This is a genomic window from Brevibacterium sp. LE-L, from assembly GCF_050214925.1.
In the GTDB taxonomy this organism is placed as follows: Bacteria; Actinomycetota; Actinomycetes; order Actinomycetales; family Brevibacteriaceae; genus Brevibacterium.
In genome coordinates, this window is sequence record NZ_CP189759.1 from 3,256,791 (window position 1) to 3,270,812 (window position 14,022).

Consider the following 14,022-nt stretch of genomic DNA (forward strand, 5'->3'; position numbering starts at 1 on the left):
CGTTCGGTCACGGAGCTTCTCTCGTTCTGCGTGGCAGATGAAGGATTCGAACCTTCGAAGGCAATGCCGGCTGATTTACAGTCAGCTCCCTTTGGCCGCTCGGGCAATCTGCCGCAGTAGGCGCTCGATGAGCACCTGAAAAGAATACAAGGCCCGAGTCCGATTCGCCAACTCGGTTGTCGCAGGTCACATTCTCGCGTCTCGACTAGACTCGGCGACAGAAGCCACGCCCGTTTCCCGCGGGCACGAACGAATACTCACGAAGGAGCATCCATGGCCAGCGAATCCTCATTCGACATCGTCAGCAAGGTCGACCGTCAGGAAGCTGACAACGCCCTCAACCAAGCCGCGAAGGAGATCAATTCACGCTACGACTTCCGCGGCACCGACGCCTCCATCGCCTGGAGCGGTGAAGCCGTACAGATGAAGGCCAACAGCGAGGACCGGGTCAAGGCCATCCTCGACGTCTTCCAGTCGAAGCTCGTCAAGCGCGGAATCTCGCTGAAGTCCCTCGAAGACGGTGAGCCCTACCCCTCCGGCAAGGAGTACCGCATCGATGCGTCCCTCAAGGAAGGCATCGACAAGGACAATGCGAAGAAGATCTCGAAGATCATCCGCGACGAAGGCCCCAAGGGCGTCAAGGCCCAGATCCAGGGTGATGAGCTGCGTGTGAGTTCGAAGAAGCGTGATGACCTGCAGGAAGTCATCGCCCTGCTCAAGTCCCAGGACCTCGAGGTCGACCTGCAGTTCACGAACTACCGCTGATCCGCGCGCCGCACCCGAGGCACGCAGCACTCCCCTCCTCACCCGCCACCTCCCCTCACCTTCCGTCCCTCCTTCCTCCCCCTCCTCACCGGGCAGCAGCCGGGCCGGTCCCCATACCCTTGCCGCAGCGAACATGACGGAACACGTCCCCGTCTGACGTCAGTGGACGCTGCTTGACCCTCAGATGACGGGTCGTGACGCCCATGTGGCGTTGACACCGAGTCGTCCTGTCCCCGCTGTCAGGATGGCCGCATGCCTTCCACTCATCTCACCCCAAGGATCTCGGCCTCGGCGCCCGACAGCGTCGCCGATGGTCTCCCGCCCGCTCGCGGCCGGCTGCGGCGAGCGCTGTCGTTCGAAGTCATCCCGCCCCGATCAGCGGCGCAGGCGGCCCGAATGCCGCAGCTGCTGAGGTTCCTCGACTCGCTGCACCCTGACTATCTGGCCGTCACCTCTTCGGCGAACAGCGACTGGCTGCAGGGCACCGCCGATTTCATCAGCGAAGTCACCGACACCACCTCGCTCAGACCGTTGGCGCACCTCGCCTGCACCGCCGGCACCGAAGTCGAGCTCCTCACCTGGATCGAGCATCTCCTCAGTGCCGGCGTGCGCGGTTTCCTCGCCATACGCGGCGACATCCCCGCAGGTCAGACCTCGCTTCCAGCCGGTCACCTGCCCCACGCCGATGACCTCGTGGGCCTCCTGCGCCGCATCGAAAGCGAGAATGTCGCCTGCCTGGCCGCCGGACGTCTCGGCATCGGCGTCGCCGCCTACCCCTCCGGCCACCCGGAGTCGGCCGGCCCCGACGAGGACCTCGACGTGCTTGCGGCCAAACAGCGCAACGGGGCCGACTTCGCGATCACCCAACTCTTCTTCGACCCCACCGCGTACTCCCGGCTGAGACGCCGCGCCGAGCACGCAGGAATCACCCTGCCGATCATCCCCGGCATCCTGCCGATCACCGACGCCCGCCGTCTCCACACCATGTCTCGCCTCTCGGGCCTGCCCATCCCGGACGGCCTGCTTGCGCGCTTCGACGGAATCTCCGACCCCGCCTCGGCGCGGCGCATCGGGCTCGAGATCACGGCGGAGCACACCGCTGCGCTCCTCGACCAGGACGCCGACGGCCTGCATTTCTATACCTTCAATGACCAGAACACGACCGAAGACGTGCTCACCGCACTCGACGAGAAAGGAATCTCAGTGACCTCACTTCTTCCACCACCACCGCCTCGGCGATGGCCGCCAACACAACCGACCGCAACGACGACAGACAAGGACACCCGCTCATGACCGCACCATTCCCGACCGCCACCATCACCGGATACCCCCGCATCGGCGCCCGCCGTGAACTGAAGAGGGCACTGGAGAGCTTCTGGTCCGGCCGGATCGACGCCGATGACTTCTCCCGTTCCGTGCACACCCTCCGCATCGAGACCTATCACCGTCTGGCGGGGCTGGGGCTGAGTGAGGACTATGCGATTCCGGCCTCCTACAGCCACTACGACCACGTCCTCGACACCGCGCTGACGGTGGGTCTCATCCCTTCGTCCTCCAACGGCTCTGACTTCGACCTCACGGAGTACTTCGCCCTCGCCCGCGGCACCGCGTCCACGCCGCCTTTGGAGATGACGAAATGGTTCGACACGAACTACCACTACCTTGTGCCCGAACTCGCCGACGACACCGCGTTCACCGCGCACCCGCAGCACCTGCTCGCACTCGTGGCTGAGGCCGAAGCGGCCGGTCATCGCGTCCGCCCCGTACTCGTCGGGCCGTTGACTCTGCTCGCGCTGACCAAACCGGCTCCCGGCACCACCACCCGTCCGCTCGACCGCCTCGACGAGCTCACCGCCGTCTACCGTGAGATCATCGGCTCGCTCGCCGCGGCCGGCGTCGACTGGATCCAGTTCGACGAACCGGCCCTCGTCGCCGACATTCCCGGCACGAGCGATGAGGAACTCGCCGAGGCGGCCCGGCACACCTATTCGGCCCTGTCCGCGACCGAGGTCCGGCCGCGGCTGTTCGTCACCGCCCCGTACGGGAGCCTGCGGGCAGGTCTGAACGGGCTCGCCGGGTCCGGCATCGATGCCCTCGGTGTCGACATCTCGTCCGCCACCCGAGCCGTGGATCCGCAGTATGTGCAGCGTCTGCGCACACAGGTGCCGGACCACGTCCGCCTCGTCGCCGGCATCATCGACGGCCGCAATATCTGGGCCGATGATCTGCGCACCAGCCTCGACGTGCTCCGGGAACTGAACCGAGAGACGGTGAGCGTGTCGACTTCGACATCACTGCTCCACGTGCCCTATACGGTGGAGCAGGAGACGGCGCTGCCGGTCGATGTCGCGTCCTGGTTGTCATTCGCCGAGGAGAAGGTCACCGAGGTCGAGGCTCTCGCCGCGGCGATCACCGAGGCTCCCGAGGCGCGTGCAGCGGCATTCGAACGCGCCGACCGGGCCCGGCGCACCCGGTCCGAATCGGCTCGAGTCCACAACGATGCGGTTCTGGCCCGCACCGAGGCGGCTGCGGCACACACCGGCTTCCGCACCGATTTCGCAACGCGTCATGCGGCTCAGCAGACGCTTGGGATCCCCGAGCTGCCGACGACGACCATCGGTTCGTTCCCGCAGACGCCCGAGGTGCGCCGCGCCCGTGCAGATCACCGGTCGGGCCGCATCGACGATACCGACTACACCGCGCTGATGAAGGACGAGATCGACCGAGTCGTCGGTCTGCAGGAGGAACTGGGACTCGATGTCGTCGTCCACGGCGAACCCGAACGCAATGACATGGTCCAGTACTTCGCCGAGAACCTCGACGGCTTCGCGACCACCGACAACGGGTGGGTGCAGTCCTATGGATCCCGATGCACCCGTCCCCCGATTCTCTTCGGCGATGTGTCCCGCCCGAATCCGATCACCGTGGAATGGTCGGCTTACACCGCCCAGCAGACGTCGAGGACTGTCAAGGGCATGCTCACCGGTCCGGTGACGATCCTCGCCTGGTCGTTCGTTCGCGACGACGTGCCGTTGCGCGAATCCGCCGACCAGATCGCCCTGGCTCTCGCCGATGAGGTCCTCGACCTCGAAGCGGCCGGAATCGGTGTCATCCAGGTCGACGAACCCGCCCTGCGGGAGCTGTTGCCGCTGCGCGAATCCGACCGCGCGGACTACCTCGACTGGTCCGTGCGTTCGTTCCGGCTCGTCGCTGCACAGGTGAGTCCGCGCACCCAGATCCACACGCACCTGTGCTATTCGGAATTCGGGGAGATCATCGACGCGATCAATGCCCTCGACGCTGATGTCACCAGCATCGAAGCGGCCCGCTCCCGAATGGAGGTCCTCGATGACATCGCGGAGTACGGTTTTGAACGCGAGATCGGTCCCGGAGTCTATGACATCCATTCCCCACGGGTGCCCGCGGTGCCTGAACTCGTCGAACTCATCGAGGCTGCGCTGCGGCATGTGCCCGCCGACCGTCTGTGGATCAATCCGGACTGCGGGCTCAAGACGCGCGGCTATCCGGAGGTGCGTGCCGCGCTGGCCAACCTCGTCGCCGCGCGCGATGAAGTCCTGACCACGCGTGCCGATCGGGGACGCGGAGATCACGCCCTCGTGGGAGCCGGTCAGCCGCCTCGGTGAGGGTGACGGTTGCTGCGTCAGCGTCGCGGCAGATCGAGGGGAATGTAGTACAGGCCCTTCGAATCCTCTTCGACGCTGACGCGCAGCCGGTCGTCGATGCGGACGTAGTCGTTGACTTTGATCGTGCCCTTCGTCTCGCTGAGGCGACGGATCGCGAAGGCAGGCACCAGGCCCTGACGCCCGTCCCCGTCGACGGCGAGCGCATACTTCGGGCCCGTCGCGCGGACCCGGACCTCGATCCCGGTGTCCTGTTCGCGCAGCTCGTCGAGCTCGAGGACCGGCTCGGGGTTGGTCAGCGCGGTGAGCTCGAGGGCCAGGGTGTCGGCCATGTCATCGACGGTGGCGAGCATATTCGCCATCGCACGAGCGAACTCGCCGTGCAGCTTGCTCGGCTTCATCGCCGCACCGGGCTTGTACATGTCCTCGTGGGTCAGCTCGCTCCACGCATCCTGCAGACGGGTCTTCACCTGGATCTCGGCGAACACCGGCTGTCCGAGGTCGGAGGGGATGCGGAGGATGACATGGCAGGCACGGTAGCCGCTGGCCTTCGGCGGGTCCGTATAGTCCTTCGATTCGATGAGTTCGAAGGTGCCGAGCTGTTCGGGGTCGCGCAGAGCATCGAACATCATCCGCTGGTCCCGCGGTGACTTGCACAGCACCTTGATGCCGACGATGTCACGGATCTGGTCCTCGACGTCCTCGGCGCTGTCGACCGTCAGCTGCGGGTCCTCTTCGGACTTCTCGCTGAGTTTCGCCAGGGTCCGTGCGGCATCCTTGATCCGGTGCCCATCGACATCGAGGCGCGAGATGTCTTTGTCTTTGAGCAGACCCTTCTGCTGCTCCTTGAGCCAGTGCTTGATCCGCACGGCTGCCGCCTGCCAGGCATCAAGTCGTTCGGCATAAGCACGTTCGACGATCGCTCTGAGCAGCGATTCGTTTCTCACGAGGTCTCCCCTGCCTGCCGACGGTCTGGTTCCGGTGCGTGCCGGCGACCCTTTCGGTGCCGGTCAGCTGTATTCGACTCTACGCGGTGGACGCATCACGCCCCGGCAGCGACTCGTCCTCTCGGTGCGCCGGGAGGAGATGACGTTGCCGGGGCGTTTGGCCGCTCAGCGGAGGCGGTGACGCTGCCGGGAGGCGGTGACGCCGGCGGTGCGGGATGCCCCGGCGGCGTCAGCACCCCAGGAGGTCAGTGACCGAGGGGTTCAGCACCCGGAGTGATCAGCACCCGGAGTGATCCGCGCCCAGGGTGGTCAGTGGCCGCCGGAGGGTTGGCCCACGGATTCGGCGGTGACGTGGCCGCGCGCCTCGGCGAGCATCGCCTCGCGGGTGGCGAGTTTGATCCGTTCACGACCTTCGGCTTCGCCGGCGGCCTTCTCAGCGGACTCGACCCGGTGGTAGCCCTCCCAATCGACATAGTCGATGCCCTTGGATTCGAAGAGTTCGACGATGGCCGACTCGTCCGGGTAGACGGGGTCGGTGAGCACACCGGCGGCCCGGTCGTCGAGGATATGCCCGATGGTCTCGAGCGCATCGCCCTTCGTGTGACCGATGAGCCCGACGGGTCCGCGCTTGATCCACCCGGTCGAGTAGACGCCCTGGACGACGTCGGCCTCGGCCGCCTTCGTCTGGTCGTCAGAGTCGACGACGCGCCCCTCATGGTTGGGGATGACGCGCTTGCGCTCGTCGAAGGGCAGCTGCGGCAGCTTCGTGCCGGCGTAGCCGACGGCACGGTAGACGGCGTCGAGCTCCCAATCGTGGAAGTCTCCGGTTCCGTTGACTCCTCCGGCACCGTCCAGTTCCATTCGTTCGGTCCGCAGTCCGGTCACCCGATCCTCGCCGAGGATGGCCACCGGTGCGTGGAGGAAGTGGAGGTGGAGGCGACGCTTCGCCCCTGTCGGTTCACGCATGGTGAAGTCCGTGAGCGTCTTCGCGACCTGTTTGGTCTGGTTGCTCGATTCGATGGCGGCCATAGAGCCTTCGTCGAATTCGAAGTCCTCGGGGTAGACGATGACGTCGACGTCTTTGACCTGTCCGAGTTCCCGCAGCTCGAGTGGGGTGAACTTCGCCTGGGCCGGTCCCCTGCGGCCGAAGATGTGGACGTCGGTGACCTGCGAGGTCTTGAGTCCCTCGTAGACATGGTCGGGGATCTCGGTGGTGTGGAGGTCATCGGCCTGCTTCGCGAGCACCCGGGCGACGTCGAGGGCGACATTGCCGTTGCCGATGACGGCGACGCGCTGCGCGTCCAACGGCCATTCCTGGCTGACATCGGGATGCGAGTCGTACCAGTTGACGAACTCTGCGGCCCCGTAGGAGCCGGGCAGGTCGATGCCGGGCAGGTCGAATGCGGCGTCGACGAAGCAGCCGGTGGAGAAGATCACGGCATCGTAGCGGTCGGTGAGCTCCTCGAGGTGGAGATCGACGCCGTATTCGACGTTCGAGAACAGGCGGATGTCACCACGGTCGAGGACCTTGATCAGGGCATTGATGATGCCCTTGATCCGCGGATGGTCGGGTGCGACGCCGTAGCGGACGAGGCCGAAGGGAGTCGGCAGGCGGTCGAAGAGATCGATGCTCAGATCGAAATCGCGTTCCGCCTTCATCATGAGATCGGCAGCGTAGATCCCGGCAGGACCGGCGCCGACGATGGCCACCCGGAAGGGTCGAGTCATTCTCACACCTCTCTATTCAGTCACAGCGAGTCTATCGTCAATGTAGGTGATCCTTACAATGACGTGACCAAGCTCGCACTTCGCACCCAGCTGGCTCCCAACCAGCCGCGCCGGGTTCGATTGCGTCTCATGTGCGGGGCCCCGCCCGGTCGCTGCCCGACTCTCAGTAGACTGGGGCGAGTGAGCACAGACCCAGGACCCGATGAGAGCGCAATCCGCCGTGCCGGCCTGATCAACGGATTCTCCGCCTACCTGCTGTGGGGAGTCATGCCGCTGCTCTTCGCAGCCGCAGCTCCCACGGGTGCGCTCGAGCTCGTCTCCCACCGAGTCATCTGGTCGCTGGTGTTCTGCGCCCTCCTCCTCGTCTTCACCGGCGGGTACGCCCGCACCTGGCAGATCCTTCGCTCACCGCGCACCTTCGGGCTCCTGCTGCTCGCCTCGGTGCTCATCGCGATCAACTGGACGACGTTCATCTACGGCGTCGAAACCAACCAGCTCGTCGAGATCTCGCTCGGTTACTACCTCAATCCGCTGCTGTCGATCGGCCTCGGCGTGGTCTTCCTCGGTGAGAAGCTGCGCCCGCTGCAGTGGACGGCCGTGGGCTTCGGCCTCCTGGCTGTGATCGTCGTCGGGGTCAGCCTCGGCCGCATCCCCTACCTCGCGTTCACGGTGGCCCTGTCATTCGGCCTCTACGGGCTCGTGAAGAACAAGGTCGGCTCCCGTGTCGGTGCGCTCGAGGGCATGACCGTCGAGAGCCTCGTCCTCGCCGTGCCCTCAGCGATCTACCTCATCGTCCTCGGCTCGCTGGGTCTGCAGACGTTCAGCGGCTTGGGCGGATGGCACGTGTTCGTCATCATCATCACCGGTCCCGCCACGGCCATCCCGCTCATCCTCTTCAGCGCCGCGGCGCGCCGCATCCCCCTGTCCTGGGTGGGCATGCTCCAGTACCTCACTCCGACCCTCCAGTTCATCCTCGGCGTCACGGTGCTCGGTGAGCTGATGTCGACACCGCGGTGGATCGGCTTCTTCATCATCTGGATCGCCGTCATCCTGCTCTGCACCGATCTCGTGCGCACAAGCCGTCGTCGTCCGTGACACCGCCTCCGCCGGAGTCGGTGGACGCCACTTCCGCCGGAGTCGGCAGCCCCCTCGGAACCACCCGAAACCCGTGATCCGATCATGCCAAACACCAGCCCGTCGGCGCCCATCCGCTGGCTGCCGGGTTCAGAGTCCAACGGATTCCGCCGGAAGCCCTTGACATCATCCTCACCCCCATGGTTCATTAGTTGAGTAACTAACCAACAGACATGGAGTTGAATATGATCGACGACGGCAGACCCCTGTTCGCGCAGATCGCCGAGCGCGTAGAGGACTCGATCATCGACGGGACCCTGTCCGAGATGTCCCGGGCCCCGTCGACGAACGAACTCGCGAGCTTCTACTCGATCAATCCCGCCACGGCGGCCAAGGGGATCAATCTCCTCGTCGCCAAGGGCGTGCTCGAAAAGCGACGCGGAATCGGAATGTTCGTCACCGAAGGCGCTCGCGGCCTCCTCATCAACGAGCACCGCACCACGTTCTCCGACACCTACATCACTCCCCTGCTCAATGAGGCCGATCGGCTGGGGCTGGGATCCGAGGACGTGATCGCGCTCATCACAGAGCGCTCCCGAGAGCTCCGACTGACCAGTGCCATCGATCCGGTCACCACGAAAGGATGAGACATGAATGCCGTCATCGAAGTCCGCCACCTCACGAAGACCTACAAGAAGACGAAGGCACTCGACGATGTCTCCCTCACCATCGAACAGGACGCGATCTACGGACTGCTCGGCCGCAATGGAGCCGGCAAGACCACACTGATGTCGATCCTCACGGCACAGGACTTCGCCACCAGCGGTGACATCGACGTCTTCGGCGAGCACCCGTACGAGAACGCCCGCGTACTCAACCGCATGTGCTTCGTCAGGGAGAGCCAGAAATACCCGGAGGATGCGACCGCCAAGCACGCACTTGCCAATGCCCGGCGCTTCTTCCCGCACTGGGACCGGTCGTTCGCCGAGGAGCTCGTCGATGACTTCCGCCTTCCCCTGAAGACCCCGATCAAGAAGCTCTCCCGCGGTCAGCAGTCCGCCATCGGCGTCATCATCGGTCTGGCTTCGCGGGCCGAAGTCACCTTCTTCGACGAACCGTACCTGGGTTTCGACGCCGTGGCCCGGCAGCTCTTCTACGACCGCCTCATCGCCGACTACGCGGAATGCCCGCGCACTATCGTGCTCTCGAGCCACCTCATCGACGAGGTGGCGAACCTCATCGAGAACGTCATCGTCATCGACCGCGGCCGGATCATCATGGACGAATCCGCCGAGGCGGTCCGCGGCCGCGCTGTCAACATCGTCGGCGATGATGATGCGATCCGACGTCTTGTCGCCGGACGTGAGGTCATCCACAGCGAGACATTGGGGCGGGTGTCGTCTGTGACGATGCTCGGACACCTCAGCACCCTCGACCGCGAATTCATCGCCGAGGCCAACCTGGATCTCACTCCCGTCTCTCTGCAGCAGCTCGTCGTGCGCACCACTCAGAGTGGGGCCGACGGCCGATCCGTGCCCGACACCGAACACAGGAGCCTTCAGCCATGACCGCCACCGCCTCCGCCGCCAGCATCCGACCCGCTGCCGGGCCGAAGAACCGGACCTGGGGTGTCGTCCGACTCCAATTCACCAATACGCAGACCTTCGTCTGGGTCCCCGTCCTCGTCCTCGGCGGGATCTGGCTCATCACCCTGAGCGTCTACTGGATCATCTCCTCTTCGGGTGTCGAGGGGCCGATGTACAGCGGTGGGTCGCAGGCACCCCTGTGGTACTTCGCTGTAGTGGGCGCCCAAGCAATGAATCTGACCTTCTACTTCTCCCAGGCGATGAGCCTCACCCGCCGCGAGTTCTACCTCGGCTCGCTCCTGGCCGCGGCGCTGAGTGCGTTCGGGATCTCCCTCGTCTTCGTCCTCCTCGGCCTCATCGAGCAGGCCACGAACGGCTACGGCATCAACGGCTACTTCGCCTACCTGCCCTGGGTTTGGGAGGGTGGGCCCTTGGCTGCGGGACTGACCTACTTCGTCCTCACCATGCTGACGTTCATCCTCGGCTTCTGGTTCGCCATCGTCAACAAGCGATTCGGGTTCCTCGTCCTCACCATCTCGCTTCTGGCAATCGCGCTTCTCCTCATGGGAGCAGCGGCGATCGTGAGCGTCAATCGGGCCTGGGCCGAAGTGTGGATGTGGTTCGCTCAGTCCTCAGCCCTCGGGCTCACCTTCTGGGCGCTGGGGCTGTGCGCGGTCTTCGCCCTCGGCTCCTATCTCACACTGCGTCGCCTGACCACCTGATATCGGATCAGGACTGACGAGCCCGACGAGGCAGTGCGGCACTTCAGCTCAGCAGCGCCAGCATCCCACCGGCGAGCACCGCTGAGACGGCGACGGCGACTCCCATGGCCGCGGTCGTCCGCCATCCCATCGCCTTGCCGACCATGACCATCGACGGGATGCTCAGCGCGGGCAGCGCGACGAGCAGGGCGCCGGTGACACCGGCTCCGACGCCCAGCGGCACGAGGGTGAGAATGATCGGGATCTCTCCGCCGGTGGGGATGACGAGCAGGGTGCCGACGACCGCGACGACGAGGACGGCACCGGCGCCCAGCTGCGCTTCGAGACCGAAGACGCCGGTCAGCCACGGAGCGAGCAGTCCGATGAGGAAGACGAGCAGAATATGCTCGGGCACGAGGATGAGCGTGAACCGCCCCAGGGAGCGCAGGAAGCGCACGGGAAGAGACGACACCGTCGCCGAGGCGGGGCTCGGGTCGGGCACCGGATCGTTGCGTCCGGTCACCCACCGTCCGATGAGGGCGCTGGCACCCACAGCGATGAGAACAGCGAAGACCAGGCGCACGGCCGTGTACTGCCACGGCAGGACGAAGGCCAAGAAGATGAGCACAGCGGGGTTGAGCAGCGGGTTGCCCACCCAGTAGGCCAGTGCCGCCGAACGACGCACCCCCGTCTCACGCAGTCCCGCGGCCACCGGGGCCGCACAGCAGGTGCACATCATCGACGGCATCGACAGGGCGGCACCGACGAGAGACTGACCGGCATGGCTGCGCCGATTGAGCAGCCGCAGCAGCCAGTCGCGCGGCACGAGAGCGTCGATGACGGCGGCGACGAGCAGCGCCACGAGCAGGGCTTTCCACACTGCGGTGAAGTACACAAGAGTGAAGTCCCAGGCTCCCGACAGCGACACGGCCTCCCCGGCAGCATCGAAGAGCGGAGCACCGTCCCACAGGGAGGTTCTGCTCAGCGCCCACGCCTTGTCCCAGTAGGGCAGCCACTTCGACCAGCTCAGGCCCACCAGGAGGAACACGGCGAGCACGCCGAGGCCGACCCAGTCGGCCGGTGTGAGTGTCTTCGCACTCGGAGACGGTGAGGCTGCCGAGTCGACGGTCATCGATGAGGTTCCTTTGCGGCCTGGCCGAAACGGCAGAGACTGAGAAGTGTGAGGACGCTCAGGAGCTGCGTGCGACGACGGAGTCGGCGAAGGCGAACAGCGCTTCCTTCACCCGCCCGGCGGGCAGCGCGGCCAGTGCCTCCTTGGCGTCATCGGCCCACCGCACGGCCTCGGTGCGTGCTCGCTCGGTCACGGGATGAGCGGCCAGGGCCGCGCGAGCGGACTCCAGAGCCGCATCGGAAGTGAGGTCGGCGTCGAGGAGTCGGACCACCTCGGTCGCGGAGTCATCGCCGGCGGCGGCAGCGGCACGCACGTAGAGGACGGGCAGGGTGGGGACGCGTTCGCGCAGGTCCGTGCCCGGGGTCTTTCCCGATTCCGAGGATGTCGTGGTCAGGTCGATGATGTCATCGGCGAGCTGGAAGGCCACGCCGACGCGTTCGCCGAAGATCCTGACGGGTTCGGCGAGTGCCTGATCGGCGCCGGAGAACATGACACCGAACCGCGCCGAGGTGGCGATGAGCGATCCGGTCTTATCGGCGAGCACCTGGATGTAGTGCTCGATCTCGTCGGCGTCTTCGGGCGGTCCGGCGAATTCGTTGAGCTGGCCGAGGACGAGACGTTCGAAGGTCTCGGCCTGGATGCGCACGGCCTCGGGACCGAGCTTCGCGGTGACCCCCGAGGCCTTGGAGAAGAGCAGATCGCCGGTGAGGATCGCCACCGAATTGCCCCACACCTCATGAGCGGCCTTCGCACCGCGGCGCACGGGAGCATCGTCCATGACGTCATCGTGGTAGAGCGAGGCGAGGTGAATGAGTTCGACGGCCACGGCCGCATCGATGATGTCCTCGTTCTCGGCGTCGCCGAGGCGGGCGGTGAGCAGGACGAGGTTCGGGCGCGCCCGCTTGCCGCCGGCGGCCAACAGGTGCTTCGAGGTCTCGTCGGGGAGCCTGCGGGTCTGTTCGGTCACCTCGTAGAGTTTGGCCTCCACGGTTTCCAACTGAGTCGAGATCTCCGCCGCGAGCTGGGCGTCGTCACCGGTGAAGGTGGCCGGAGAGGCTAGGTGGCTCATGTCCTCGTCATTCGTCGTAGTCGGTGTCGGCATGCCGTTGTCCTTGCCCTTGCGCTCAGAGTCTTCGCCCATGTGCTCAGACATTGCTGGTGGCCGGGACGATTCGGGCCAGGGCGGAGATCACCCTGTCGATGAGATCGGCCTCGGAGACCTTCGGGTCGCGGTAGAGGTTCGCCAACAATTTGACGACGAACTCCATCACAACGTCAACACCCATACCGTACTTGATTCCGAACTGCATGAGCGCAGGGTGGCCGATGATCGCGGCGAAAACACGGCCGAGAGTGAAGTAACCGCCCAAGGAGTCTCCGAGCAGTGCCGGGTATTCCTCGAGTCGGCGGCGCATCACGGCCTGCGGGTAACGGGAGTACGTGGAGATCACCTCGGCGGCGATGCGCGCCGATTCCAAGGCATAGTCGATGCCTTCGCCGTTGAACGGGTTGACCATACCGCCGGAGTCGCCGACGAGCAGCAGACCGCGGTGGAAGTGCGGAGTGCGGTTGAACGCCATGGGCAGGGCGGCGGATTTGATCGGACCCAGCGAGGTCGATTCGTCGATGCCCCACTCGTGGCCCATGTCGGCGATCCACTGCCCCATCACCTTGCGCAGGTCGACGGATCTGAATTGCGGGGAGGAGTCGAGGAGGCCGGCACCGATGTTCACCGTGCCGTCGCCGAGGGGGAAGATCCACCCGTATCCGGGCAGGGTCTCCGCCTCTCCGGCCTGGTTCGTCGACCGCATCTCGACCCAGGATTCGATGTAGTCATCGGCGTGCCGAGGCGTCGTGTGATAGGCACGGGCGGCGATTCCCATCGGCCGGTCGTCGCGCTTCTCCAACCCCATCGACACGGCCAGACGGGAGGACACGCCGTCGGCGGCGATGACGATGGGGGCCCGGAAGTGGGCTTCGGGTCCGACGCGGCGGCCTCGGTGGTCGGTGCCGGAGGCATGCACGCCCCTGATCCACCCGTCGTCGCCGATGTCCGGGGACATGGCCCGCACCTGTTCGAAGAGTCGGGCTCCGCTGCGCTGAGCATGCCGGGCGAAGGCCTCGTCCATGCTCATGCGCGGGCGGGTGAGCCCGTAGTTCGGGGTGCCGTCGATGTCCGGCCAGTCGAGTTCGAGGCGGTGCCCGCCGCCGATGAGGCGCAGCCCCTTGTTCGGATGCCAGCCGTCGGAGGCCGGCAGATCCATGCCGAGGAATCCGGCTTCCTTGACCGCACGCGGGGTCAGGGCATCGCCGCAGATCTTGTCGCGCGGGAAACCTGACTTCTCGAGGATGATGACCTCGTGGCCGGCCTGGGCGAGGTAGGCGCCGATCGCCGATCCGGCGGGGCCGGCTCCGACGACGACGACCTCGGCATCGAACTCATTCATC

Annotated in this window: 12 protein-coding genes and 1 tRNA gene; 7 read left to right on the forward strand and 6 right to left on the reverse strand. The window is 65.6% G+C overall.

Features of this window, described 5'->3' with window-relative positions:
* Nucleotides 1-31: 31 nt before the first annotated feature.
* A tRNA-Tyr gene (locus ACQE2J_RS14850) sits at nt 32-113 on the reverse strand.
* A gap of 160 nt (nt 114-273) precedes the next feature.
* Here ACQE2J_RS14850 and ACQE2J_RS14855 point away from each other — a divergent pair.
* The 3 genes from ACQE2J_RS14855 to metE all read left to right on the forward strand — a co-directional run bounded on the left by ACQE2J_RS14855 (nt 274) and on the right by metE (nt 4,409).
* The gene (locus ACQE2J_RS14855; protein WP_425120388.1) at nt 274-765 is read left to right on the forward strand and encodes a YajQ family cyclic di-GMP-binding protein; all 492 of its coding nucleotides are present in this window, start codon (nt 274-276) and stop codon (nt 763-765) included.
* Between the two features lie 252 nt (nt 766-1,017).
* Nucleotides 1,018-2,058: a methylenetetrahydrofolate reductase gene (locus ACQE2J_RS14860; RefSeq protein ID WP_425120389.1), complete on the forward strand. Its 1,041-nt coding sequence runs from the start codon at nt 1,018-1,020 to the stop codon at nt 2,056-2,058.
* Nucleotides 2,055-4,409 carry a 5-methyltetrahydropteroyltriglutamate--homocysteine S-methyltransferase gene (gene metE / locus ACQE2J_RS14865; RefSeq protein ID WP_425120390.1) on the forward strand — a complete coding sequence of 785 codons (2,355 nt, stop codon included), beginning with the start codon at nt 2,055-2,057 and terminating at the stop codon, nt 4,407-4,409. The genes ACQE2J_RS14860 and metE overlap by 4 nt, the downstream gene beginning before the upstream one ends.
* A gap of 17 nt (nt 4,410-4,426) precedes the next feature.
* Here metE and ACQE2J_RS14870 read toward each other — a convergent pair whose 3' ends face one another.
* The gene (locus ACQE2J_RS14870) at nt 4,427-5,353 is read right to left on the reverse strand and encodes a GTP pyrophosphokinase (protein WP_135537173.1); all 927 of its coding nucleotides are present in this window, start codon (nt 5,351-5,353) and stop codon (nt 4,427-4,429) included.
* 309 nt (nt 5,354-5,662) lie between these two features.
* Nucleotides 5,663-7,081 (reverse strand): FAD-dependent oxidoreductase, encoded by a 1,419-nt coding sequence (locus tag ACQE2J_RS14875; protein WP_425120391.1) that lies wholly within the window; start codon nt 7,079-7,081, stop codon nt 5,663-5,665.
* A gap of 180 nt (nt 7,082-7,261) precedes the next feature.
* Between ACQE2J_RS14875 and rarD the strand changes: the two genes are divergently transcribed.
* From rarD to ACQE2J_RS14895, 4 genes are all read left to right on the forward strand, one after another.
* Nucleotides 7,262-8,176 (forward strand): EamA family transporter RarD, encoded by a 915-nt coding sequence (gene rarD / locus ACQE2J_RS14880; protein ID WP_240689509.1) that lies wholly within the window; start codon nt 7,262-7,264, stop codon nt 8,174-8,176.
* A 224-nt stretch (nt 8,177-8,400) separates the two neighbouring features.
* Nucleotides 8,401-8,802, forward strand: a complete 402-nt coding sequence (locus ACQE2J_RS14885) for a GntR family transcriptional regulator (RefSeq protein WP_135537480.1) — start codon at nt 8,401-8,403, stop codon at nt 8,800-8,802.
* Between the two features lie 3 nt (nt 8,803-8,805).
* Nucleotides 8,806-9,723 (forward strand): ABC transporter ATP-binding protein, encoded by a 918-nt coding sequence (locus ACQE2J_RS14890; RefSeq protein ID WP_135537175.1) that lies wholly within the window; start codon nt 8,806-8,808, stop codon nt 9,721-9,723.
* Nucleotides 9,720-10,463, forward strand: coding sequence for a hypothetical protein (locus ACQE2J_RS14895; RefSeq protein ID WP_135537176.1), 744 nt, complete (start codon nt 9,720-9,722; stop codon nt 10,461-10,463). Before ACQE2J_RS14890 ends, ACQE2J_RS14895 begins: the two co-directional genes overlap by 4 nt.
* Before the next feature lie 43 nt (nt 10,464-10,506).
* On the opposite strand, the gene ACQE2J_RS14900 is transcribed toward ACQE2J_RS14895, so the two are convergent.
* The 3 genes from ACQE2J_RS14900 to ACQE2J_RS14910 form a co-directional block, all read right to left on the reverse strand.
* On the reverse strand, nt 10,507-11,574 hold the full coding sequence (locus ACQE2J_RS14900) for a permease (RefSeq protein WP_135537177.1): 1,068 nt from the start codon (nt 11,572-11,574) through the stop codon (nt 10,507-10,509).
* 58 nt (nt 11,575-11,632) lie between these two features.
* Complete coding sequence (locus tag ACQE2J_RS14905; RefSeq protein ID WP_135537481.1) at nt 11,633-12,643, reverse strand: polyprenyl synthetase family protein; 1,011 nt, start codon at nt 12,641-12,643, stop codon at nt 11,633-11,635.
* A 76-nt stretch (nt 12,644-12,719) separates the two neighbouring features.
* A complete protein-coding gene (locus ACQE2J_RS14910) occupies nt 12,720-14,021 on the reverse strand; it encodes a geranylgeranyl reductase family protein (RefSeq protein ID WP_135537178.1) in 1,302 nt (433 codons plus the stop codon).
* Nucleotide 14,022: the final 1 nt, after the last annotated feature.